The 22,938-nt window shown below is 63.7% G+C and carries 27 protein-coding genes and 2 pseudogenes; 10 read left to right on the top strand and 19 right to left on the bottom strand.

Annotated elements, in window-relative coordinates; translation table 11 throughout:
* Positions 1-180: 180 nt before the first annotated feature.
* From H8F24_RS10690 to rsmI, 3 genes are all read right to left on the bottom strand, one after another.
* The gene (locus tag H8F24_RS10690) at positions 181-573 is read right to left on the bottom strand and encodes a hypothetical protein (protein ID WP_197169664.1); all 393 of its coding nucleotides are present in this window, start codon (positions 571-573) and stop codon (positions 181-183) included.
* Between the two features lie 131 nt (positions 574-704).
* Positions 705-929, bottom strand: a complete 225-nt coding sequence (locus H8F24_RS10695) for a hypothetical protein (RefSeq protein WP_197153873.1) — start codon at positions 927-929, stop codon at positions 705-707.
* Positions 930-934: 5 nt separating this feature from the next.
* Positions 935-1,837, bottom strand: coding sequence for a 16S rRNA (cytidine(1402)-2'-O)-methyltransferase (gene rsmI / locus H8F24_RS10700; protein ID WP_197153874.1), 903 nt, complete (start codon positions 1,835-1,837; stop codon positions 935-937).
* Positions 1,838-1,888: 51 nt separating this feature from the next.
* On the opposite strand from rsmI, the gene H8F24_RS10705 reads away from it, so the two are divergent.
* Positions 1,889-2,818 carry a 3'(2'),5'-bisphosphate nucleotidase CysQ gene (locus H8F24_RS10705; protein ID WP_197153875.1) on the top strand — a complete coding sequence of 310 codons (930 nt, stop codon included), beginning with the start codon at positions 1,889-1,891 and terminating at the stop codon, positions 2,816-2,818.
* A 132-nt stretch (positions 2,819-2,950) separates the two neighbouring features.
* On the opposite strand, the gene H8F24_RS10710 is transcribed toward H8F24_RS10705, so the two are convergent.
* Positions 2,951-4,174 (bottom strand): transposase, encoded by a 1,224-nt coding sequence (locus tag H8F24_RS10710; protein WP_231597749.1) that lies wholly within the window; start codon positions 4,172-4,174, stop codon positions 2,951-2,953.
* 112 nt (positions 4,175-4,286) lie between these two features.
* Between H8F24_RS10710 and H8F24_RS19935 the strand changes: the two genes are divergently transcribed.
* Positions 4,287-4,916, top strand: coding sequence for an ISAs1 family transposase (locus tag H8F24_RS19935; protein ID WP_197158706.1), 630 nt, complete (start codon positions 4,287-4,289; stop codon positions 4,914-4,916).
* On the top strand, positions 4,907-5,449 hold the full coding sequence (locus H8F24_RS19940; RefSeq protein WP_197158713.1) for an ISAs1 family transposase: 543 nt from the start codon (positions 4,907-4,909) through the stop codon (positions 5,447-5,449). Before H8F24_RS19935 ends, H8F24_RS19940 begins: the two co-directional genes overlap by 10 nt.
* Here the strand turns inward: H8F24_RS19940 and H8F24_RS10725 are convergent.
* The 8 genes from H8F24_RS10725 to H8F24_RS10760 all read right to left on the bottom strand — a co-directional run bounded on the left by H8F24_RS10725 (position 5,397) and on the right by H8F24_RS10760 (position 12,989).
* Complete coding sequence (locus H8F24_RS10725; protein ID WP_197169666.1) at positions 5,397-5,777, bottom strand: transposase; 381 nt, start codon at positions 5,775-5,777, stop codon at positions 5,397-5,399. The two genes, H8F24_RS19940 and H8F24_RS10725, sit on opposite strands and share 53 nt — an antisense overlap.
* Before the next feature lie 211 nt (positions 5,778-5,988).
* A complete protein-coding gene (locus H8F24_RS10730; RefSeq protein ID WP_197153876.1) occupies positions 5,989-8,118 on the bottom strand; it encodes a polyribonucleotide nucleotidyltransferase in 2,130 nt (709 codons plus the stop codon).
* 165 nt (positions 8,119-8,283) lie between these two features.
* Positions 8,284-8,586 carry a 30S ribosomal protein S14 gene (gene rpsN / locus H8F24_RS10735; RefSeq protein WP_197153877.1) on the bottom strand — a complete coding sequence of 101 codons (303 nt, stop codon included), beginning with the start codon at positions 8,584-8,586 and terminating at the stop codon, positions 8,284-8,286.
* A gap of 90 nt (positions 8,587-8,676) precedes the next feature.
* Positions 8,677-9,483: an endonuclease III gene (gene nth, locus H8F24_RS10740; protein ID WP_197153878.1), complete on the bottom strand. Its 807-nt coding sequence runs from the start codon at positions 9,481-9,483 to the stop codon at positions 8,677-8,679.
* Between the two features lie 82 nt (positions 9,484-9,565).
* The gene (gene rseP / locus H8F24_RS10745; RefSeq protein ID WP_197153879.1) at positions 9,566-10,654 is read right to left on the bottom strand and encodes an RIP metalloprotease RseP; all 1,089 of its coding nucleotides are present in this window, start codon (positions 10,652-10,654) and stop codon (positions 9,566-9,568) included.
* A 20-nt stretch (positions 10,655-10,674) separates the two neighbouring features.
* Positions 10,675-11,970 carry a serine--tRNA ligase gene (gene serS / locus H8F24_RS10750; RefSeq protein WP_197153880.1) on the bottom strand — a complete coding sequence of 432 codons (1,296 nt, stop codon included), beginning with the start codon at positions 11,968-11,970 and terminating at the stop codon, positions 10,675-10,677.
* Between the two features lie 73 nt (positions 11,971-12,043).
* Positions 12,044-12,325 (bottom strand): NifU family protein, encoded by a 282-nt coding sequence (locus tag H8F24_RS10755; RefSeq protein ID WP_370594612.1) that lies wholly within the window; start codon positions 12,323-12,325, stop codon positions 12,044-12,046.
* Positions 12,326-12,398: 73 nt separating this feature from the next.
* On the bottom strand, positions 12,399-12,989 hold the full coding sequence (locus H8F24_RS10760; protein WP_197169667.1) for a hypothetical protein: 591 nt from the start codon (positions 12,987-12,989) through the stop codon (positions 12,399-12,401).
* A gap of 264 nt (positions 12,990-13,253) precedes the next feature.
* Here H8F24_RS10760 and lepA point away from each other — a divergent pair, with 264 nt between their 5' ends.
* The 5 genes from lepA to H8F24_RS10785 all read left to right on the top strand — a co-directional run bounded on the left by lepA (position 13,254) and on the right by H8F24_RS10785 (position 17,529).
* Positions 13,254-15,062, top strand: coding sequence for a translation elongation factor 4 (gene lepA / locus H8F24_RS10765; protein ID WP_197169668.1), 1,809 nt, complete (start codon positions 13,254-13,256; stop codon positions 15,060-15,062).
* Positions 15,063-15,148: 86 nt separating this feature from the next.
* On the top strand, positions 15,149-15,745 hold the full coding sequence (locus H8F24_RS10770) for a hypothetical protein (RefSeq protein ID WP_197169669.1): 597 nt from the start codon (positions 15,149-15,151) through the stop codon (positions 15,743-15,745).
* Entirely contained in the window at positions 15,742-16,407 is a 666-nt protein-coding gene (locus H8F24_RS10775) for a hypothetical protein (RefSeq protein WP_197169670.1), read from the top strand. Before H8F24_RS10770 ends, H8F24_RS10775 begins: the two co-directional genes overlap by 4 nt.
* Entirely contained in the window at positions 16,394-16,948 is a 555-nt protein-coding gene (locus tag H8F24_RS10780) for a GspH/FimT family protein (RefSeq protein WP_197169671.1), read from the top strand. Before H8F24_RS10775 ends, H8F24_RS10780 begins: the two co-directional genes overlap by 14 nt.
* A 5-nt stretch (positions 16,949-16,953) precedes the next feature.
* A complete protein-coding gene (locus tag H8F24_RS10785) occupies positions 16,954-17,529 on the top strand; it encodes a prepilin-type cleavage/methylation domain-containing protein (protein WP_197153886.1) in 576 nt (191 codons plus the stop codon).
* A 6-nt stretch (positions 17,530-17,535) separates the two neighbouring features.
* Here H8F24_RS10785 and H8F24_RS10790 read toward each other — a convergent pair.
* Positions 17,536-18,113: pseudogene (locus H8F24_RS10790) on the bottom strand (ATP-binding cassette domain-containing protein); the annotation flags it as partial.
* Here H8F24_RS10790 and H8F24_RS10795 point away from each other — a divergent pair.
* Together H8F24_RS10795 and H8F24_RS10800 are read left to right on the top strand one after the other, a co-directional pair.
* The gene (locus tag H8F24_RS10795; RefSeq protein WP_197159362.1) at positions 18,055-18,342 is read left to right on the top strand and encodes a hypothetical protein; all 288 of its coding nucleotides are present in this window, start codon (positions 18,055-18,057) and stop codon (positions 18,340-18,342) included. The pseudogene H8F24_RS10790 and the gene H8F24_RS10795 sit on opposite strands and share 59 nt — an antisense overlap.
* 5 nt (positions 18,343-18,347) lie before the next feature.
* The gene (locus H8F24_RS10800) at positions 18,348-18,542 is read left to right on the top strand and encodes a hypothetical protein (RefSeq protein WP_197169672.1); all 195 of its coding nucleotides are present in this window, start codon (positions 18,348-18,350) and stop codon (positions 18,540-18,542) included.
* Between the two features lie 66 nt (positions 18,543-18,608).
* Here H8F24_RS10800 and H8F24_RS10805 read toward each other — a convergent pair whose 3' ends face one another.
* The 6 genes and pseudogenes from H8F24_RS10805 to H8F24_RS10830 all read right to left on the bottom strand — a co-directional run bounded on the left by H8F24_RS10805 (position 18,609) and on the right by H8F24_RS10830 (position 22,894).
* Positions 18,609-18,923 (bottom strand): hypothetical protein, encoded by a 315-nt coding sequence (locus H8F24_RS10805; protein ID WP_197169673.1) that lies wholly within the window; start codon positions 18,921-18,923, stop codon positions 18,609-18,611.
* Between the two features lie 54 nt (positions 18,924-18,977).
* Positions 18,978-19,976: a sodium-dependent bicarbonate transport family permease gene (locus H8F24_RS10810; RefSeq protein ID WP_197153889.1), complete on the bottom strand. Its 999-nt coding sequence runs from the start codon at positions 19,974-19,976 to the stop codon at positions 18,978-18,980.
* Positions 19,977-20,440: 464 nt separating this feature from the next.
* Entirely contained in the window at positions 20,441-20,842 is a 402-nt protein-coding gene (locus tag H8F24_RS10815) for a fasciclin domain-containing protein (RefSeq protein ID WP_197153890.1), read from the bottom strand.
* A gap of 23 nt (positions 20,843-20,865) precedes the next feature.
* Positions 20,866-21,711: pseudogene (locus H8F24_RS10820) on the bottom strand (CO2 hydration protein); the annotation flags it as partial.
* A 20-nt stretch (positions 21,712-21,731) separates the two neighbouring features.
* Positions 21,732-22,274, bottom strand: coding sequence for an ISAs1 family transposase (locus H8F24_RS10825; RefSeq protein ID WP_197158713.1), 543 nt, complete (start codon positions 22,272-22,274; stop codon positions 21,732-21,734).
* Positions 22,265-22,894, bottom strand: a complete 630-nt coding sequence (locus H8F24_RS10830; RefSeq protein ID WP_197158706.1) for an ISAs1 family transposase — start codon at positions 22,892-22,894, stop codon at positions 22,265-22,267. Before H8F24_RS10830 ends, H8F24_RS10825 begins: the two co-directional genes overlap by 10 nt.
* Between the last annotated feature and the right edge of the window lie 44 nt (positions 22,895-22,938).

The raw sequence follows: 22,938 nt of genomic DNA on the forward strand, positions 1-22,938 counted from the left end.
TCTGGCGATCCTGGATCCGTTCAATCGGAGGATGCCGCAGACTTGGTGAAGGCAGTGTTGCCAAGACGACAAGCCATCAAAGCTCGCAGGCGACTCCAGCAAGGGTCTCTGGCGCAATCAACCCATAAGCCAGCCCAGCAACCGGAACCCTGTCAGGTCCGTGCGGTCTGATCCGCGCAATCAGGCCGGATCCATGGTCTGGAAATGCGCGAGAAGCACTCCGATGCTGCTCAGTTCCTCGCGAACATCGTCCATGGAAACAATCTCTGGCGACGTGACCTGGCCCCGAGGCAGGCAAGCCTGCTGAAGCAGAGCTTCCCGCAGCATGGCTGCCCGCACCTCCAGGGCCACAAGGAAAGGATTGCGAGGCGGTGGCGACTCCTCCCAGTCCAGATCCAGATCCAGATCCAGATCCAGATCCAGATCCAGATCCAGATCCCAGTCCAGATCCAGATCGGGTTCGAAGTCTTCTGTGCTTGGCTCCAGAGACTCGAGCAGGGCCGAAAGACCGGGATCTTGCCCGACGTGCGCCTGGATCGTCGCTGAGGGAACCACGCGCAGGAGGGTCTGCATGGGAAGAAGCGGAACCAACCACCTCTCCAGAGTGCACCTGATGGACTGGCCCAAGGCAGGAAAAACGGAGCTTCTTCACGAAGCGGGTCCCGGCCGCGCCGGCTGAGATCACGCTGCCCCTCTGGGAAGCCTCAAGGGCGGCGGGGGAGCAGGATCGCCGCGCTGGTGCCGCCACTGACCATGCCCAGCACCAGAGCCATGCCCACCAGAAAACCGCTCGGCAGCGGTGCCGTGCGACCAAAGCCCAGCTGCAGGCTGGGTCGATCCTCTAGGTTCTGGGCCCCCAGGCAGAGCACCAACAGCAACAGGCCGCTGCCGATCACCGTGGAGCACAGCAGGCGCAGGCGCAGCAGCATCGGGATCAGGACCCGCCAGGTGGTGAGGGGCAGTCTGAATCATGCGGGGCGTCCAGCTCCGGTTCGCGGCGGTGCAGCAAGGCATAGAGATCGCGGCGGTTGTGGCCGCTGCGCTCAGCCACCTCACGAGCGGCCTCCTTGCTGCTGCGCCCATCGGCCACCAGCTCCTGTAGCTGGCTCCTCAACTCCACTTCGCTCCAGAGGCGTGGCTGCGCTGGGACGGCTCCGCCCAGCACCAGGGTGCACTCCCCCTGGGGGGGCACCTGGCGGAAGTGGGCGAGGGCGGCGCTCACCGTGGGGCCCACCTGTTGCTCATGCCGCTTGGTCAGCTCCCTGGCCACCCGCAGAGCTCGATCGCCGCAGACGGCGAGCAGATCCTCCAGCAGATCCACCAGCCGGTGGGGAGCCTCGTAGAACACCAGGGTCCGTTCCTCTTTCTTCAGCTGCTCCAGACGGGCCCGCCGCTGGCTGGGCCGAGTGGGCAGAAACCCTTCGAAGCAGAAGCGGCCGCTGGGAAGGCCGCTGCTCACCAGGGCCGTGGTCACCGCGCTCGGACCTGGCACGCAGATCACCTCCAGCCCCGCCTGCCGCGCTGCCGCCACCAGTTCTTCACCAGGATCGGAAATGCCCGGCAGACCGGCGTCGCTGACCACAGCCAGTCGTTCGCCGGCCTGCAATGCCGCCACCAGTTCGGGAATCCGTGTCGCCTGGTTGTGCTGGTGAAAGCTCACCAGGCGTTTCTTCTGGCCCAGGGTCTGCAGCAGCAGGCCGCTGCGGCGCGTGTCCTCGCAGGCGATACGGTCGACGCCCGAGAGCACCTGGCGGGCCCGGGGGGAAAGATCACCGAGATTTCCGATGGGAGTTCCCACCAGATAGAGCACGCCGGCAGCGGGTTCAGGTTCCTGCACAATGCACCTCGCGGGGCGCTCGGTCGTCCCGGTGCCCCTTTCCGTCTGTCCATGATGCCGGCTTCCCTACCCCTGCCATCCGGCGTTGAACCCGAGCAGCTGTTCCAGGAGTTGCGTCGGCTGAGCTGGGGTGCGGCAGACATTCTGCGGGCCTATGCCCGGGGCGAGCAGCCCCCCTACGGCTTCCCCAGAGCCCTGAGTGTGGACGAAGGCGGCGAAGGGCCTGTCTCTGCAGCTGATCTGGCTGTGAATAGCTGGTTGCTCGACGGTCTTGCCGCCGCCTACCCCAAGGCCGGCTGGACCCTGTTGAGCGAAGAGACCGCTCGCGAGCAGCTGCGGGACGGCGAGTCCCTGGCCGCCGAGTGGCTCTGGATCCTTGACCCACTGGATGGCACCAAGGACTTCCTCCAGGGCACCGGTGAGTACGCCGTGCATCTGGCCCTGGTGAAAGACCATCGCCCCGTGCTGGGGGTGGTGCTGCTCCCGGAGATGGAGGAGCTCTGGTTCGGCTGGGTCGGGGCCGATGGCGGGGGACGAGCCTGGCGTGAGAACCGGGCCAGCGAGCAGTTTCCAGCAGCCCTCAGCAACCGCTGCGACCTCGGCGACCTGGTGTTGGTGGCCAGCCGCAATCACCGAGACCAGCGACTGGAGCATCTTCTGGAGGCCCTGGCCCTGGGCGACACCAAGGCAATCGGCAGCGTCGGCGGCAAGGTCGCCACGATTCTGCGCGGCGAAACCGATCTCTACATCTCACTGTCTGGCAAGAGTGCCCCCAAGGACTGGGACATGGCGGCTCCTGAAGCGGTGCTGATGGCCGCGGGTGGGGCCTTCACCCATGCCGATGGCCGTCCCCTCTCCTACAACGATGGCGACGTGCGCCAGGCTGGCTGCCTGATCGCCAGCCATGGCCCCAGCCATGCGGCGCTCTGCGAGCGGGCCTCAGCAGCGATGGCCGTGATCGACCCTGGATTCGCGGTCTGAGTCCTGATCGCGCGACAAGCCTGGCCATCGAGGGACTCCTGAAAAAGATTCTCGGCCCATCGGCGCCGGATTCGTCCGTTTGCTTCGCGTTAATCAGGCTGGCAAGCGCGGTGACATCAAGTCAGCCAGATCTCAAAAGCATGGCTTGCAGATGCCCTCAGGCGCTCTGATCGCTGACCAGGCCATAAAAAAGCTGTAGATCCACCCAAAAAGAAGGACAAAAAAGAGGCGCAGCAGCCTCAAGACCTTTTCCGCGCACATCACGACAAAGGCCATCGAGATGGAGGATTCGGCACCAGCTGGTAGACGAGCCATGATCAGATCCAGGGAATACTTGCGCTTTCCAGAGCCAAAGACGCCTTCCACTTCATTGCGTCGAGCTTGATCAGATCGGAGCTGGTGCTTGTGTGCAGTGGTGACATCAGGATCCTTGGGCGGGCGACCCAATCGCTTGCCGGAGAGGCGAATACCGTTCCTCGTGCAGAAATGCCTATTCTTGGCCGTGATATAAATCCGGTCGGCGCAGATTCGCTCTGGGTAAGATCCTGTATCCAGCTTGTATTTTTCCGCCTGAGCGATAAGGTCTTCTCCTTCGTTGTAGGGGTTCCAGCTTATGCGGTGCAAGAACGGAAAGCCGTTTTGAACCGAAACACTGATTTTGGCTCCAAACTCCACCGCAGCACGTGCTTTGCCTCGCACCATTGGGCGGATATGGGTCTGCACAAGATTCACCAGGCGGTCTGGAATGCTGTTGGTCTGAGAGGCGAGCAGAAGGCCCTGTTGCCGCTCCAACTCGCTGCAGGCCAACAACTTCTGCCACCAATGCCTCTTAAGCTCGGAAAGCCTTGCCCCGCAGCCGATCAGAGCATCAATGGCCTTGAGATTCTGCCGCACATAGCCAAGCTGATGTTTAATGGCAGCCTTCACTTTGCGGCGACGTGGTCGTTTTTGCTTCGCCACTCTCAGGAAATGAGCACGAGCAAGGCCACGGTCGTAGCGAGGTCGATGTCTCCTGAATCCCGATGACTGACTGCACAGATCATCAATGACTCGCTCGGTCGTTGTGCGAGCCTCGTTGAGGAGCTTGAGGTCTCTGGGATAGGTGATGTCGGCTGGAGTGCAACTGGCATCAATCGTGAGAGTGCCCCAATTCTTTCCTTCTGGCCAGTCAGCAGGCTTGATCAACGCATCAAGTTCTAGCTGAGCGCCTCCTCCACTGGAATCACGATCATCATGGTCGTCATCGTCTGCTGCCTGAGCAAGTGCTTCCAGAAGGATCTCTTTGCCGCGCTGCACCACCAGCTCGTTGATACGGCGCAGATCCTCGTCAGAAAAACGCTTGCGAAAGTGCACCATCATCGAGGCATCAAACGGTGCCTTAGCTGTCAGGGTCGCCTAAAAGTCTGTCCTGGTAGCTCTTGGCAGGTCTGCCAGCATTGGGTTTGGTCGGCGGGTCTCAGTGCCCCCAATGCCCGAAACCCGCTCCACCGGAGTCGATCAGCCCGCACCGGATGACCTGATCAGCTTCCTCAAGGCCATCCCGGATGGGCGTTACCGCCGCGGGGTGCGTTACCCGCAGTGGTTCCTGCTGCTGGTGGCTGTGCTCGGGATCCTGAGCGGCTGCCGCAGCTCCCGTGATCTGGAGGCCTTTGCCCGGCGGCACCGTGAGGCACTCAACCAGGCGCTGGGCCTGAATTTCAAGCGCTGGCCCTCCGATGCCACCTTCCTCTACCTGTTCAACAAGGCCCACCTGCAGGAGTTTGGCCAGGTGCTGCAGGCCTGGATGATCAGCCAGGTCCCAAGCGGGGCAACGGGTCTGGATCAGCTGGTGTGTGATGGCAAGACCCTGCGCGGCTCTGCCGTGGAGACAGAAGACGGCAGTCACCGGTTTGTCGCCCAGGTCACGGTGTACGCCCGGGCCCTTGGCGTCGCCCTGGCCCAGACGACCTATGACACCCACGAATCCAGTGAGCGTGCGGCGCTGAAAGAGCTGCTCAGCAGCCTGGATCTCGATGGCGTGTTGATCCAGGCGGATGCCCTGCACACGACGCAGGCGTTTTTCGCTGGTGCCTCTCCCAGGGGGCCGACGTGCTCCTGACCGTCAAATCGAACCAGAAGACCCTCTACCGCCAGATCGGCTGCCAGTTCCAGGGAAAGCGTCACATCCCTTTCACTGCAACAGATCACGAGAAGCGCCACGGGCGCGACACCGTCTGGGAACTGCGAGCCAGAGAGGCACCGGAGCACATCAAAGCCAACTGGCCCGGCAGCGCCTGGATCGTTGAGGTGATCACAGGCACCCTCACCCGCAAGGGCAAGCGCAAGATCAGGCACCACCTGTTCCTCACCAGCGTGCGCACCACGCCACAAGCCCTGCTGCGCCTGATCCGTCAGCGCTGGAGCATTGAGAACGAATGGCACTGGGCCCGTGACGTCCAGCTGGGTGAGGACGCTCATCGCTACGCCAACCGGATCGGGGCCCCGGTGTTCGCCTTCCTGCGAACCATCGTGATGAACTTGCTGCGGCGGGGCGGCTACCGCTCGATCCGCCAAGGCCTGCGGGAGTTGGCCTACGACATCAAGGGAATGCTGGCACTTGGCGGCGTGGCCAGCCGAGGGAGCTTGGGCTGATCACACTTTTAGGCAGCCCTGCCTTAGCTGTGTAGCCCGCAAAGCCGAGAAAGAACTGAATATAGGCGTTCTCTCTGATCTGATGGACTGTCTCTTCGTCGGTAAGCCCTAACTTCTGTTTGATGTAGAGAGCACCAAAGGCCATTCTCACTGATTTGGCTGGAGCGCCAATTGTGGCGCTGAATTGAGGGGCATAGGTTTCTTCCAGCTCATCCCATGGGATCAGCCCCTCCAGTTGAACCCAGCGATTCTCGGGATCAAGTGTGCCGCCAAATGGCAGGTGGAACTCCTTGATTGAGATCTGACCGTTATTGTGCCTCCGGTACATATTGAGCGATCAGGAGTAAAGGCAATCACGGATTGCCTGATTCACGGCTACTTTAGCGGTTTCTCATGCTTGAGACCAGCTGCGGCGCAATGGATCTGGATTTTTCAGGAGACCCCATCGAGTGGACGCGTGAGCTCAACAGGGCGTGAAGGCAAAAAAGCATCAAAAAGCCGGCCCCTCAGGGCCGGCCCAGGTGGCAGAGCCGACCTGATCAGACGCCGACAGGCTCCTGCTGGGGAACGCCCCGCAGCGTCAGGTTGATCCGGCCGCGGTTGTCGATCTCGCGGACGCGAACGGTGACCTGATCACCCACCTTCACCACATCTTCCACCTTCTCGACCCGTGCTTCCGAGAGCTGAGAAATGTGGATCATGCCTTCCTTGCCAGGCAGGATTTCCACGAAGGCACCGATCGGGATCACCCGGGTGACGCCACCGCTGAACACTTCGCCCTCGCTGACGCGGCGGGTGAGGCCTTCGATGATGCGCTGCGCTTCCTCAGCGGCAGCCCCATCGTGGCTGGCGATCGTGACGATGCCGCCATCCTCGATGTCGATCTTGGTGTTGGTGCGCTCAGTGATGCCCTTGATCGTGCGGCCGCCGGGGCCGATCACGGTGCCGATCAGCTCGGGATCAATGCGGAAGCTGAGCAGGCGCGGCGCGTGGGGGCTGAGGATGTCACGCGGCTTGTCGATGGCCTCGAGCATCTTCTCGAGGATGTGGAGGCGGGCTGGACGGGCCTGGTTGATCGCCTCGGCCACGCAGGTGACGGCCAGGCCGGTGATCTTCATGTCCATCTGCAGGGCGGTGATGCCCTTCTCAGTGCCAGCCACCTTGAAGTCCATGTCTCCGAGGAAATCCTCGATCCCCTGGATGTCGGTGAGGATACGGACTTCATCGCCTTCCTTGATCAGACCCATGGCGGCGCCGCTCACGGGGGCCTTGAGAGGCACGCCGGCATCCATCAGGGCCAGGGTGCTGCCGCAGACCGATCCCATCGAGGTGGAGCCGTTGGAGCTGAGGCACTCCGACACCACCCGCAGCACGTAGGGGAAGCTCTCCTTGCTGGGCAGCACGGGGATCAGGGCCCGCTCAGCCAGGGCACCATGACCGATCTCGCGGCGACCGGGCGACCGCATCGGCCTGGTTTCACCCACCGAATAGGGGGGGAAGTTGTAGTGGTGCAGGTAGGTCTTTTCATTGGACGGATTGAGATCGTCCATCTCCTGCGCATCGCTCGGTGTGCCGAGGGTGGCGCAGGAGAGCACCTGGGTCAGGCCGCGCTGAAACAGGCCCGAGCCATGCACGCGCTTGGGCAGCACGCCCGCGGCGGCGCTGATCGGGCGCACTTCATCGAGGTTGCGGCCATCGACACGCTTGCCCTCGGTGAGGATCTGAGCGCGCATCAGCTTCTTCGTGAGGCTCTTGTAGGTATTTCCCAGCGCCTTGCCATTGCTGCTCACCGCCACCTTCACGGCATCATCGTCATTCAGGCAAGCGATCTTTTCAGTCACTTCCGTCTTGATCGCATCAAGTTTTTCGTCGCGCTCGGCCTTGGTCTGGGAGAACTGCTTGAGCACTTCACCGATGGCCTTGGCGCATTCCTTTTCCAGAAACGCCGGCAGGGTGATGTCGTCCTTGCGGGGTTCAGGCAGCACCTGCTCGATGCCGAGATCCTTGAGCAGGGTCAGCTGGGCCTTGATCAGTTCGCTCACGGCTTCGTAGCCGAAGTCGATGGCTTCGATCACATCCTGCTCGGGCAGCTGGTTGGCGCCCGCCTCCACCATCACCACGCCGGCAGGGGTTCCTGCCACCACGAGATCGAGTTCGCTGCGTTCGATTTCGCGATAGCTGGGGTTGAGCACGAAGTCGTCGCCCAGCAGGCCCACGCGTACCGCCGCCATCGGGCCATGGAAGGGAATCTTGGCCAGCAGGGTGGCCATCGAAGCGCCGGTCACCGCCAGCACATCGGGCGGAACCCGTTCATCGAGCGACATGCAGGTGGCAACGATCTGCAGATCGTCGCGCATCCAGCTGGGGAAGAGCGGCCGCATCGGCCGATCGATCAGCCGTGCGATCAGGGTGGCCCGCTCGGGGGGACGGCTCTCGCGCCGCATGAAGCTGCCCGGGATGCGACCGGCGGCGTAGAGCCGTTCCTCGTAGTCGCAGATCAGGGGCAGAAAATCGATGCCTTCACGACCACCGGAGCGGGTGGCGGTGACCAGAACCGCCGTATCGCCGCACTCGACCATCACCGAACCCCCCGCCTGGGGAGCGAACCGACCGGTGGTCAGCCGGATCTCCCGACCATCGAAGGAGATCGACTGAGTTTGTCCTTGCACTTGCGCTTATGTCCTTTTTGTCAATGTCCATTCTCGCATCCGGACCTGACGGACCCCGGCGATGCTGATGGATTTTATTGGCCAGCCCAGTCCAGCCAACAAAAAGCGCCCCTGCTGGGGCGCCGGGTTGAACAGCTGCCAACGGGCCTCAGGGGCTGAAGCGAATCACCAGCTCGACTTCACCACTCCGGGCAGTTCACCTTTGTGGGCACGGGCACGCAGCTGGTTGCGGCATAGTCCGAAATCGCGATACACGCCGCGGGGCTTGCCGGTGGCCCAGCAGCGGTTCCGCATGCGGGAGGGAGCGCTGTTGCGGGGCAGATCCTGGATCTTGCGATGGATCTCCAGGCGCTCCATCGGATCGGCAGCAGCCTCGAAAGCAGCTTTGAGCGCAGCGCGCTTGGCGGCGAAGCGTTCCACCATCTTCTTGCGCTTCACATCGCGCGCAATCATCGACTTCTTCGCCATGCGCTCTGAGCTGGTACGGAACGGGTAATGGATCAGCTTACTGGTCAGCTGGACAGCCATCAGCTGGACAGCCATCAGCTGGACGCCCCCTCATCGGCGGCCCAGGCGCCGTTCGGGATGGCTGGGGCAGAGATCGGCGATCGGACAGGTCTGGCAGAGGGGATTGCGGGCCGTGCACACCGCCCGGCCGTGAAAGATCAGCCGAATCGAGAGGTTCTGCCAGTCGGGCTGCGGCACCAGCTTCATCAGATCGGGCTCGATCCGCTGCGGCTCCCGCTGCTTGCTCAGCCCCAGCCGCTGGCTGAGCCGGCGCACGTGGGTGTCCACCGTGACACCGGCGTTGATGCCGAAGGCATGGGCCAGCACCACCGTGGCTGTCTTGCGGGCCACGCCCGGCAGCTCAAGCAGCTCCTCCATCGTCTGGGGAACCTCACCAGCGTGGCGTTCGATCAGCAACCGTGAACTGGAGACGATGTTGCGTGCCTTGTTCCGGAAGAACCCCGTCGCGTGCACGTAGGGCTCGACGTCCTCGCCCTCCACGGCAGCGGCGGCGGCGGCATCGGGGAAGCGCGCGAACAGGGCTGGGGTCACCTGGTTGACGCGCTCATCGGTGCACTGCGCCGAGAGCATCGTGGCCACCAGGAGTTCGTAGGGCGTCCGCCAGTCAAGCGAGCAGGTGGCGTGGGGATAGAGCTGCCCCAGTCGCTCCAGAAGCAACGGTGCCCGCTGCCGTGGTGTGGGGAAACGGGACCGACGGCCGGCAGCGGCAAGGCCCGCAGAGGTGGTTGGCGCGGTGGCTGCGGAGGTGTGCTCCTGAAGTTCAGGTCCCGGGGAACGATGGGGGCTGCCCGGTGGATCGCTGGTCGCATCGTGGGGAATGACCAGTGGCGTACTCATCGACGCGGCGCTCTGAAGTGACTGGTTGGCTCGGAGGATTGGCTTCGGCCCCAGCGGGGGCCAGGACTCAGCAGCACATCCCTCAGCGGCTCATCAGCTGCTGGATGGCGGGCAACTGGCTGGTGTCCTTGACGATCAGCACCACGCTCAGCCCCACCAGGAACACGAAACCGGATTGGAGGAACGCCATCTGGAGGCGGTCCGGCAGGGGTCTCCCCCGCAGACCTTCCAGCAGCAGCAGCACGAACTGACCACCGTCCAACAGGGGGAGCGGCAGGGCGTTGAGCACCGCCAGGTTGATCGAGATCAGCGCTGTGAACAGAAACAGGCTGTCGCCGCCCTGCTTCGCCAGGGAGGCACCCATCTCGACAATCTTGACCGGACCGGACACCTGGCCGGCGGTTTCACCGAAGTGGGTGGCCAGGGTGACAAACCCGTCGACCGTGCGGCGGGTCAGCACCGCAAACTGGCGATTGGCCTGGAGCATCGGTTCGAGCGGGCCTGTGGGGGCCCGGAACACCTCGCTGCCGTTGGGTTGGAGCTGGGCGCCGATGCGGCCGATGCCGCCCTGATCGTCAGGGGTGAGCTCCAGAGTGACCCGGCCGTCACCGCGCGCCGCCTCGAGGCGCAGGCTCCGTTGCGGCGCCGCCTTGATCTCGTCCACCAGATCGGCCACGGCCTGCTGGCCTCCCTGGAGTTCCACGCCCTCCAACCGCACGATCCGATCCCCCGGCAGCAGGCCGGCGGCCGCAGCAGGCTGACCGGGCTGGACCGCCGCCACCAGCACCCCGGGAGTGGCACTGAAGCCGGCTGGAATGCCCACCACCACGCCCTGGGCCACCAGCACCAGCCAGGCCAGGAGCAGGTTGGCCATCACGCCGGCGGCAATCACCAGGGCCCGCTGGGGCAGCGGCCGATTGCGCAGCAGATCCGGATCATCGGCGGGAAAGGCGCAGTCGTCCTCATCGTCGGGGAAGGCGACGAAGCCCCCCAGGGGGATGGCCCGCAGGGCGAACTGCACGCCCCGGCGGCGGCGTTCCAGCAGCACCGGGCCGAAACCGATCGAGAAGCTGCTGACCCGGATGCCCTGCCAGGTGGCGGCAAAGAAATGACCCGCTTCGTGCACCACGATCAGACCAGCCAGGATCGCCAGTGCGGTGAGAACACCCATGCAGGCTCAGTCCACGCAGTTCAACCCATTGTGGTGGGTGAGGTGCTGGCGATGTGGTCGCTGCCGAAGTAGGGGACCAGCGCCGCCGGCAGCCGCACACTGCCATCGCTCTGTTGCCCGTTCTCGAGCAGGGCGGCCATGGTGCGCCCCACCGCCAGACCACTGCCGTTGAGGGTGTGGACCAAGCGGGTGCCCTTGCCTTCCTTCATGCGAATCGCGGAGCGGCGGGCCTGGAAGTCGCCGCAGGTGCTGCAGCTCGAGATCTCGCGATAGGCACCGGCGCCCGGCAGCCAGACCTCCAGGTCATAGGTGCGGGCCGCCGAGAAGCCCAGATCGCCGGTGCAGAGCTCGATCGTGCGGTAGGGGAGATCCAGGGCCTCGAGCACGGCCTCCGCATCGGCCGTGAGCTGGGCATGGGCCGCCTCGGAGTGATCGGGGTGGCAGAACCAGTACAACTCGACCTTGTGGAACTGGTGCAACCGGATCAGCCCCCGGGTGTCGCGCCCGTAGGAGCCGGCCTCGCGGCGGAAACAGGGGGTGAAGGCCACGTAGCGGAGCGGCAACTGGTCGGCCGGAATGACCTCATCGCGATGCAGTGAGGTGACCGGCACCTCGGCGGTGGGGGTGAGCCAGAGGTCGTCGTCGGCGCAGCGGAAGCTTTCCTCGGCGAACTTGGGCAGCTGGCCCGAGCCGGTGAGGCTGGCGCTGTTCACCAGGATCGGCGGCAGCACCTCGCGGTACCCCTTGCTGGCGTGGAGATCGATCATGAAGTTGATCAGGGCCCGCTCCAGCCGTGCGCCCTGGCCCAGCAAGGTCACGAAACGGCTCTGGGCGATGCGCACGCTCCTCTCGGTCTCGAACAGCCCCAACCGCTCGGCGATCTGCCAGTGCTCCTGGAGGCCGGAGGCTTCGCGCGGGGTTCCCCAGCGCTTCACCTCCACGTTGTCAGCTTCGCTGCGACCATCCGGCGTTTCAGCCGCCGGCAGGTTGGGAAGGGTGAGCAGCCGGTCACGCAGCTGGGCCGAGAGCTGCTTCTCCCGTTCATCCAGCTCCGCCACCTGCCCCTTGAGGCGGTTGCCGGCGTCGCGCAGCTCCTGGACAGCCTCGCCGCGGGGGTCTGCGCCTGCCTTGATGCGCTGGCCGACCTCCTTGCCAACCCGGTTTCCCTCGGCCTGCAGGTCGCTGCGCTGTTCTTCCAGATCGCGTTGTTGCTGGGCGGTCTGCTGCAGATCGCCGAGATCGAGCACCATGCCGCGCCGCCCGAGTTGCTGGCTGATCCACTCGGGGTTATCGCGCAGCAGGCGCTGATCCAGCACAGTCAGAGGGGCAGTTGCCCGCAGCCTAAGGGCCGGGGATCAGGACTTCCGGCCCTGTTCTGCCAGGCCGGCTTCAGAGCACCTGCACCACTTCGCTCACTTCAGGAATCGATTCACGCAGCTTGCGCTCGATGCCCATCTTGAGGGTCATGGTGCTGCTGGGGCAGGAACCGCAGGCCCCCTGCAGACGCACTTTGACGATCGGGCCATCGATCTCCACCACTTCCACGTTGCCGCCGTCCGCCATCAGGTAGGGACGCAGCTCATCGAGCACCCTCTCCACATTCTCGATGGTGAGCGCGCGTGGATCGGCGGTCAGCGCGCTGGATTCGGAGGTGGGGGTGTCGGTGCTCATGGCTTCCATGCGTCGGTCGTCAGATTCACCTTAGAAAGACCGCCGCCGGGCTGGTTGCCGCGGAGCTGTTCGCTCAGGAGTGATCCAGCTCGGAGAAGAGACTGTCGCTGGGATCCTGTTTCCCTGCTGCCTTCCAGCGGATCACAAGGGCCTGAATATTTTTGCGGTAATCGGCGTGCCGTCGCAGGCTCACCACCAGATAGGCCGCAAAGGAGGGGAGCCCAAGCAGCAGCAGTGGCGGGGAGATGAGTCCAGCAAGCACGGCCAGCAGCAGCAGCACGACGGCGTAGAGGGCCGTGGTCCGGTCGAACTGGCCGGGAGGAACACGCCGTCCGGTGGAGAGTGCCCAGGCAAGGGCTCGGATCTCGAAGGGTTTGGTACGGAACTGCACCTTCTGGTCGCCCAGAGCCATGCCGCTCCAGCGCGTTCGGCCTTCCGCAAGTTTCGAAAGCAACCGGGCCCGCTGACTGACCGCACGCTGCACGGCCCACATCGGCAGCCTGGCAATCAATTCGCCATCCGCATCGCTGAGGGCGTAGCCGATCTGCGTGTGCCGGGATCGTTCCAGGGAGGCCTGCCGTCCGGGATCGACTTTGCCGCGGCGACGGGCCACGTCCTGGGCGGCTGCGAACAGGGCTGCCTCATGGCCGACGCGCTGTGTCATGGATCGCTTCGGAATGGCAGGCGAACGAAGAAGCCCAGACCAGTCAGGGCAGGCCCGGTGGTGCCCCGGGGCTAGGCAGCGGAAGAACCGTGCAGAGCCTGGAGAACCCCGCTGGCAGATCCTTCAGGCCTCCAGCTGAAGCCGCACCTGGGCAGGAGGTTAGGCAGCTCCACTTCCCATGGCCAGGGTGGGGACTCCAGCCGGGCACAACAGCCCTTCTAGGATCGAGACTCTTCCGGTGCCCCGAAGGGATCTGCCCGCGCGATGACCGATGTTCCCGTTCAGCGGATCCGCAATTTCTGCATCATCGCCCACATCGACCACGGAAAATCCACCCTGGCCGACCGACTGCTGCAGGAAACCGGCACTGTCGCGGCCCGCGACATGCAGGAGCAGTTTCTTGACAACATGGAGCTGGAGCGGGAGCGGGGCATCACGATCAAGCTCCAGGCCGCGCGGATGGAGTACAAAGCAGCCGATGGTGAGCATTACATCCTCAACCTGATCGATACCCCCGGCCACGTTGATTTCTCCTATGAGGTGAGCCGCTCCCTGCAGGCCTGCGAGGGAGCCCTGCTGGTGGTGGATGCCAGCCAAGGCGTGGAGGCCCAGACCCTGGCCAACGTCTATCTGGCGCTGGAGAACAATCTCGAGATCATTCCCGTTCTCAACAAGATCGATCTTCCCGGTGCCGATCCTCAGCGCATCAGCGAAGAGATCGAGGCAATCATCGGGTTGGATACCTCCAACGCCATCCATTGCTCGGCCAAGACCGGCCTCGGGGTGCCAGACATCCTGCAGGCCGTGGTCGACCGGGTCCCGCCGCCCGAGGATCGTGTGGATGATCCACTGCGGGCCCTAATCTTCGATTCGTATTACGACCCCTACCGGGGTGTGATCGTCTATTTCCGCGTCATCTCCGGCTCCCTCAGCAAAAAAGACAAGGTCTTGCTGATGGCGTCGAAGAAAACCTATGAGCTGGATGAAGTGGGCGTGATGGCCCCCGATCAGCGCCAGGTGGATAGCCTGCATGCCGGGGAGGTGGGCTATCTCGCCGCTTCGATCAAGGCCGTGGCTGATGCCCGCGTCGGCGACACCATCACTCTGGTGAACAACCCGGCCAGCGAGCCCCTGCCCGGTTATACCGAGGCCAAGCCGATGGTGTTCTGCGGCCTGTTCCCCACCGACGCGGATCAGTACCCAGATCTGCGCGAGGCATTGGACAAGCTGCAGCTCTCCGACGCCGCCCTGAAATACGAGCCGGAAACCAGCAGCGCCATGGGCTTCGGCTTCCGCTGCGGCTTCCTCGGCCTGCTGCACATGGAAATCGTGCAGGAGCGGCTGGAGCGGGAGTACAACCTGGATCTGATCGTCACCGCGCCATCGGTGATCTACCAGGTGAACATGCTGGATGGCTCGATGATGATGGTGGACAATCCAGCCACCCTGCCCGATCCTCAGAAGCGTGAGTCTATCGAAGAGCCCTATGTGAAGCTGGAGATCTACACCCCCAACACCTACAACGGCACCCTGATGGAACTCTGCCAGGAGCGCCGTGGCGAGTTCATCGACATGAAGTACATCACCACCGACCGTGTGACCCTCCACTACGAGATGCCGCTGGCAGAAGTGGTGACTGATTTCTTTGATCAGATGAAGAGTCGCACCAAGGGCTACGCCTCGATGGAGTACCAGTTGATTGGCTATCGCAAAAATGAGCTGGTACGCCTTGATGTGTTAATCAATTCCGAAAAGGCCGATCCGCTCACAACGATTGTGCACCGCGACAAGGCCTACAATGTAGGGAAGGGACTGGTGGAAAAACTGAAGGAGTTGATCCCGCGCCAGCAGTTCAAGATCCCGATCCAGGCCTCGATCGGAAGCCGCATCATTGCCTCGGAAAGCATCAGTGCCATCCGCAAGGACGTGCTCGCCAAGTGCTACGGCGGTGACATTTCCCGCAAGAAGAAGCTGCTGCAGAAGCAGGCCAAGGGCAAGAAACGGATGAAGGCGATGGGCAAGGTTGATGTTCCTCAGGAAGCCTTCATGGCCGTACTCAAACTCAACCAGTAGGACTGCGCTCCCACCGGATCGCCCCCTGTTGGCAATCCCCTGTCCGCGGTGGGGAACCCTGATGGCGTCGTTGCTGATGCATCGGGATGGAACAGCAGGCACCGTGGAGGACACCATGGGGAGTGCGAAGACGTGCCGGAATCGAGCCATCCGGTGGCTTTGCCCTGCCCCTGGCCATGGGCACAGCCCTGGTGCTGCTGCTGAGTGGACTGTCGATCCAGACCACTGCCCTGCAGGGGCAGGCCGTCCTGGTGGCGGCCAGCCGATCGCGGCAGGCGGAGGATGACCTGGCCTCGGCGGCGGAGCAGCTGGTGGCCACCCTGGTGCAGCAGCATCCCTGCCTGCTGCCTCTGTCCCTGGCGGACTGGTCCGAGAGCGGGCTCAGCTGCACGGATCCGGCCAGTAGGGAGCACTTGATCGCCGCGACCATCGATCTTCCGGATCAGCCGGCCATGGGCTATCGCCTGCTGCACTGGCAGCCCAGCGCTGACCTGGCAGCCGAAGCGCCAGGGTCGGGCGAAAGGCAGCTGGTCCAGACCCTGGAGCTGGAGCTGGCCGGGACCGGAGCCGGCGGGACCTCCCCAAGGGCCCAGTTCGTGGTGACGCTGGCTCAGGACACCGCCACTGAAGCCTGGCGGGTGCAGCGACTGCACGAGCTGGGTCTGCGGGGGACGCAGCGATGAGCCTGCTCGAGACCACCGTGGCCGCCGTGATTGTGTCCGGCGCCGCGAGCTGCTCCCTGCACCTCTGGGGCCTGGGCACCACCTGGAGCCAGCGGATGGATCAGCAGCGCCTGGGTTCCACCCGTCTGGAGAGCGAACTGGTTGCCAGCCTGGCCCGGCTCCACAACGCTGCCGGGCAGATGGATCCCGCACTCCCTTGCCCGGAGGCTGCGGAGCGGGCCCTGGCTCTGCTGACCCAGACCCCGGTGACGGAGGAGGGAGTGCAGCGGACCGTGCAACAGCGAGGCGTAGCTCTGCTGCTGCAGCTGAGCAGTACCGAGCCGCCCCTGAAGCGTCAGCGACTGCTCCATCCGATCGCCCTGGGGCTTTGCAGGAGCCAGCCACGGCAAGCCTTGCCGGCCCCCCCGCCGGACCCTCCCTTGGACCCACCGGTGGATGTCGATCCAGCCACCACAGATCCAGCAGTGACAGATCCAACACCCACAGACCCAGCCACCACCGATCCAGCGACCAGCAATCCATCAGCGCCTGATGCAGCCGCCAAGGATCCAGGCTCAGCAGGATCTGGCACTGACTTGAGCGCCACCTCGAGCACCGACCTGGCCAGGGGCACCGTCGCCTTGAGTCAGACGACAGCGGGAGGGAACGATGGCACTCCCTAGGCGCCGCTTCTGGCCAGAACCGGATTGGAGCGCTCCGGCAGCAGGCTTCAGCCTCGCGGAGCTGCTGGTCACGGTGGCGGTGCTGTTGCTGCTCGCAGCTATGGCGATCGGAGGGGCCCAGGGCTCGCTGGCCACCTTGCGGGTGGAGAGCGCGGCGCGGCGGGTGCTGCTCGGGCTCAGTGAAGGGCGCGCCTGCGCTGAGCGACGTGGTGAACCCTGCGCCCTGAGCCTCACGGCCGATGGCTGGCAGGAGCCTGCGACGGGCAGCCTGCCGGCCTGCCGGGAGGGGCGCATCGATCTGACCGAGGCCATCGATGGCGGGGCCATCCGCCTGGTCGACAACCTGCCGGAGCTGGTGCGATTCAGCAGCAATGGCCTGGTGCTCGACGGCGGCACCGTGGTGCTCTCCGCCGATGGCACGGAGCTACGCCGCTGCCTGGTGATGGCGCTGCCTCTGGGGGTCGTGCGCCTCGGCCGCTACGGCGGCGATCCCGGAGCCACGCCGATCAGCGACCAGTGCCGACCGGATCCCACCCTGTGACCACCATGCAACGCCTCCGATGCCAGCCATCTCCAGCCACCGCCTTCACCCTGCTGGAGCTGCTGCTGGCGCTCAGCCTGGGCCTGCTCCTGTGTGGCGTGATCGTGCAGGGTCTGCTGGCTGAAGGGCGCAACAGCCAGCGCTTTGGCCGTCATCTCCGGGAGCGCCAGTCGCAGTGGCGCTCCCTCGAACTGGTGCGCCACGACGTGCGGCAGTCCACCGCTGCAGAAGCAGGGCCCGGCGACGCCACCGCCACCTGCGGACTGGCCGGCCGCACGGCGGTTCTGCAGCTGCAGGCGGCCCAGGGCCGGATCACCTATTCCGTCGGGGCCGCGCCGAGTGCGATCTGGCGCGGCCGGGTGCTGATGCGATGCGGTCCCGCCTTCGGGTTATACGGCGAACTCAGCAGCGGTGATGCCCAGAGCCGCGTGGTGATCGATGGGCTGCCCCGGGACGGTGCGGGGTTCACCGCGCGCCTCGATGGCCGTGGCGGCCTGGAGCTCACCCTGCGCCAGGCCTTCGATCTGGCGGAGGGCCGCACCCAGGACCTGGAATCGAAGCTCACGGTGGCGGCGCCCTGAGGCCCCTCAGGCTGCGCTGTCGTCGTGGGCGAAGCGGCTGTCGAGGAAATCGAGTGCCTGGTTGCGCAGGCCGTAATCGATCCGATCCTCCATGATTCCTCGCGGTTCCTGGGCCGCGGGAAGGTGATCTCAAGAATCTCACCGATCTTCGCCGAGGGGCCGTTGGTCATCACCCCCATCCGATCAGCCAGGAACAGCGCCTCGTCGATGTCATGGGTGATCATCAGCACCTCCGGCCGGATCGCCAGGGCCCGGGCGATCGCCACCCGTTGCTTCATCCCACCGGAGAGCTGCGGGATCTTTGTCTCGGCCGCTTCGGTAAGCCCCACCATGGCGAGGTGCTCCCGGTTGATCTCCTTCTTCTCACGCGCCGACAGATCTGGCTTGACCGAATCGATCGCCAGGTAGACGTTCTCGTAGGCGGTGAACCAGGGCAGCAACGCATAGCCCTGGAACACCACCATTCGATCGGGGCCGGACCTGGTGATCCGGTTGCCGTGCAGCACCACCTGGCCATCACTGGGAGTGGAGAAGCCCGAGGCCATGTTCAGCAGGTTGGAGTTGCCGCAACCGGCGCGGGCGATCGCCCGCCCGTTTCGCACCCTGCTGCAGCTGGATCTGGAGCGGCCCGTGGGGCTCGACACCGATCAGCTCGGCAGCTTCGATGGGCGGCGGCCACGGCCAGGGGGAGCGGAGGACGCCTGCCGCCGCAAGGCCCAGTTGGGCATGGACATCCTCGGCCTGCCGCTGGGCCTCGCCAGCGAGGGCAGCTTCAGCTCACACCCGGCTCTGCCCATCCTGGGGCCGGCCTGAAGCTGATGGTGTTCCTGGATCAGGACCACGATCTGGAGATCTGGGAGCGGCTGGAGATGAACCAGGGACTTCCCTGCGGCTGGTGCGGATGGCCCACCTCCCTGGCCCGCGCCGAGCGATTCGGCTGTGTCAGCTGCTCCCACACCGCGGAACGTCCCCGCTGCGTGCGTGGAACCCGCGCCGCCGTCAGGACGATCTGATACGTCGGAATCCCGGCCATGTGCAGGTACACAGCCGGGATAGAAAACGGACCAGATCAGATCAGATCAGAACTTGTGATCGCGCAGGGCTTCCACCTGGTAGATATAGGTGATGATCGAGTAGTCAGCGTAAAACTTGGCTTCGATCTCATGGGTGATCTTGTCGGCCAGCTCGCGGGTGCCAGTGAGCACCTCGATTTTTACATTGGAGAGAGTGTGCGAGACGACTGGATCTCCCGTGGAGCGCACATTGCGACTACCTTCCCCACCAGCTGAATTTACGGTATAGCCGGTGGCACCTGCCGCCTTGATGAGCTTGATGAGTTTCTTGGAGAGGATTTCCTCCGCAACGATCACCAGCTTCCAGACTTGTTGACTCATGACTTTGACCTCCGAGCGGTTGTAGTTGTGAAGGGTTTAAGACTGAGAACTATCTTAAAGACCGAGCATCATCTCGGCAATCCCAATGAAGAGTGGGATGCAGATGGCGATCGCCACCGGCGTGCCGATGGCCGTGGAGGCGCCGATGTAGGCGGAGGGGTTCGCCGAGGGAATGCCAGCGCGCAGCGTTGGCGGGCCCGAGATATCCGAGCTCGACGCGGCGATCACCGCCAGCACAACAGCGCCACCGATGCTGAAGCCCGTGATCTTGTGAATGACAAGACCAAGACCGAAGGCCAGAAAACCGTGCAGGATGGGTGCGATGAAAGCGTAGATGGCAAACCACTGGGCAACCTTGCGCAGCTCATTCATGCGCTGGGCGGCCTCCATCCCCATGATGATCATCAGGATCGCAAGGAAGCCGCGGAACAGAGGGTTGAAGAAGCTCTCATAAACGGGCTCAGGCTTGGTGAGAATGCCAAGGGCCACACCCAGAAGCAGCGATGTGACGGCAGAACTCTGCACGCTTTCCTTGATGATCGGCCAGATCTCGACTTTCTCGGAAGCGTTGCCGGTCTTCTTGCTGAGGTAAACGCTGGCCACCACGATCGCCGTCACCAGGGCCGGGATGTCCATGAAGGGATAGAGGGCCGCCGTCCATGCTTCATAGGGGATCTTGGCGGAATCCAACTGGGGCAGCACCGCCGCAAGAGTGGAGCCACTGACCGCGCCGAACAGGCCACCGGTGGCCACGGCGTCAGGCACCTTGATGCCTGGCATTTTCCCCAAGGTGTAACGACCGATGAACACGATCACGATACCAAGCGCCACAGCAGCGAGTGCCGGGAGGAAGATCTCGGTGGGGTTGGAATTGCGAATGGCGATGCCTCCGCTCAATCCGATCTTCAGCAGCAGGAAGAAGGTGATGAACCTGTAGATCGAATCTGGAATGGCCAGCTGGCTGCCGAATGAGGCGACGACCATGCCACCAATCAAGAAGCCAAGTGTTGGAGACTGAAGCTGCTTGATGAAGAGTGTAAGAAATTCGGCCAATTGAATCCTCTTGATGTGTTGACGACTAGGACTGCGGAATGTGTAGGTTGTCGAGCAAGACGAGCCAGCCACTGCCAGGCCAGGCCTCGGTGTTGCTATCGGATTGACGGGTGGATGAGGACATCCAAAGCCCGAATCAGGCTCCCTTAGGAATCAAGCATGGGTCACCGTTGCGGCGGTCGGGAGACGTTAATACCCGGGGACGACCACTGGGTGGTTGTGTTCCGCAGGATTGCGGATGCCATTGATAAGGTCAGACAATCAATCCAGTCAATCCTGGCTCTTGAGCCACAAGCACCCGATCTGGATCGGCCACCCTTGTCTGAATCTGGTAGTGACGCGACCCCAATCAGGGATCCAGCTTCCATGAGTACAGGTGGGGAGCATCAGCCTTGACGATCCCAGTCATGGATCACCATCACCTGGGGATCGCCCGACCCTGGCGAGCTGCCTGTCGCAGCTGATCAGCCCGGCAGGATGACGCGGTCGATCACGTGCACGATGCCGTTATCGCAGACGATGTCCGCCGAGACGACCGTGGCGTTCTTCACTTCAAAGGGTTCGACGCTGCGAATTGGTACCGGGGCCCCTTCGAGGCTCTGCCACTCCGGTTGATCGACCAGATCGGCACGGCAAAAGTTGCCGCCCAGCACGTGGTATTTCAGGATGCGGGCCAGCTGGGGCGGATTGTCCACCAGCGTCTGCACGCAGCCGGGCGGGAGGGCTGCGAAGGCATCGTCCACCGGTGCGAACACCGTGAAGGGCCCCGGACTCTCCAACGCAGCGGTGAGGCCAGCCACCTCCACCGCGGTGAGGAGAGTGGCGAAGCAGCCCGCGCTGCGCGCAGTCTCGATGATGGAGGCCATAGGTGTAAGAGGAGGTAACGGATTCAGCGATAGTCCTGGGTCTGGACCTGGGGCAGGCGCGCCTCCGGCCTGAGGAAACGGTCCATCTGCGCCTCGAAGAAGCGTCGGTTGGCCAGCAGGTGCTCCGGATTGGTGTCGTCGAGCGGATAGAGCAGGGCACAGCGCAAGGCCTGGATCACCGCCGAGGTGACGTTGTACATCGAGCGCTGAAAGGTGATGCCCAGCTGAACCAACTGGTCTTCTTCACTGCGGCGGTGCTTGCGGTAGAGCTCCTGCAGGTAGGGGGGCAGGAAATGCAGCATGTCCTGCATCAGCAGGGTGGGGGGGATGCCCGCCGAACCCACCGGAAACACGTCAGCATAGAGAATTCCGTAGTGGAAATCAGCCTGATCGCTCGGCACCTGTCCAGCCTGGGCGTTGTAGCTCTTGGTGCCTCGGAAGGGTGATGTGCGGTAGAACACTGCTTCCACATACGGGAGAGCAGCTTCGTAGAGCCAGGTGAATCCTTCGCTTTTGGGGATGACTTCAATGCACTCCCCATCCACATAGACGTGGTGGTAGATCGGCCTTCCTGCCACCGCAAAGATGCCATTCACCAAAAAGTCCATGGCATCGGGAACGCCCTGGAAGCCACCTTCATCGTAGATGTCGCTCATTTCGAAAAAGACCGGCGCCATCACCTCCCAGAACAGGCCGAGATTGGCGGTGTAGCTGGCCTGCTTGCATTGCTCCAGAAACATCTCTGGGAACAACTTGTACAAGCCCAGCATCACGGGGTTGCGCTTGAAGTAAGCATGGATTGCTCGGTCAGCATTGGCACGGTAGGCCTCCGATTCGAGATAGTCGTTGAAACGCCCCCCCATACCCTCAGGGCTGCCTAAAAGTGTGATCAGCCCAAGCTCCCTCGGCTGGCCACGCCGCCAAGTGCCAGCATTCCCTTGATGTCGTAGGCCAACTCCCGCAGGCCTTGGCGGATCGAGCGGTAGCCGCCCCGCCGCAGCAAGTTCATCACGATGGTTCGCAGGAAGGCGAACACCGGGGCCCCGATCCGGTTGGCGTAGCGATGAGCGTCCTCACCCAGCTGGACGTCACGGGCCCAGTGCCATTCGTTCTCAATGCTCCAGCGCTGACGGATCAGGCGCAGCAGGGCTTGTGGCGTGGTGCGCACGCTGGTGAGGAACAGGTGGTGCCTGATCTTGCGCTTGCCCTTGCGGGTGAGGGTGCCTGTGATCACCTCAACGATCCAGGCGCTGCCGGGCCAGTTGGCTTTGATGTGCTCCGGTGCCTCTCTGGCTCGCAGTTCCCAGACGGTGTCGCGCCCGTGGCGCTTCTCGTGATCTGTTGCAGTGAAAGGGATGTGACGCTTTCCCTGGAACTGGCAGCCGATCTGGCGGTAGAGGGTCTTCTGGTTCGATTTGACGGTCAGGAGCACGTCGGCCCCCTGGGAGAGGCACCAGCGAAAAACGCCTGCGTCGTGTGCAGGGCATCCGCCTGGATCAACACGCCATCGAGATCCAGGCTGCTGAGCAGCTCTTTCAGCGCCGCACGCTCACTGGATTCGTGGGTGTCATAGGTCGTCTGGGCCAGGGCGACGCCAAGGGCCCGGGCGTACACCGTGACCTGGGCGACAAACCGGTGACTGCCGTCTTCTGTCTCCACGGCAGAGCCGCGCAGGGTCTTGCCATCACACACCAGCTGATCCAGACCCGTTGCCCCGCTTGGGACCTGGCTGATCATCCAGGCCTGCAGCACCTGGCCAAACTCCTGCAGGTGGGCCTTGTTGAACAGGTAGAGGAAGGTGGCATCGGAGGGCCAGCGCTTGAAATTCAGGCCCAGCGCCTGGTTGAGTGCCTCACGGTGCCGCCGGGCAAAGGCCTCCAGATCACGGGAGCTGCGGCAGCCGCTCAGGATCCCGAGCACAGCCACCAGCAGCAGGAACCACTGCGGGTAACGCACCCCGCGGCGGTAACGCCCATCCGGGATGGCCTTGAGGAAGCTGATCAGGTCATCCGGTGCGGGCTGATCGACTCCGGTGGAGCGGGTTTCGGGCATTGGGGGCACTGAGACCCGCCGACCAAACCCAATGCTGGCAGACC

Source organism: Synechococcus sp. CBW1002, assembly GCF_015840915.1.
Lineage (GTDB): Bacteria > Cyanobacteriota > Cyanobacteriia > PCC-6307 > Cyanobiaceae > CBW1002.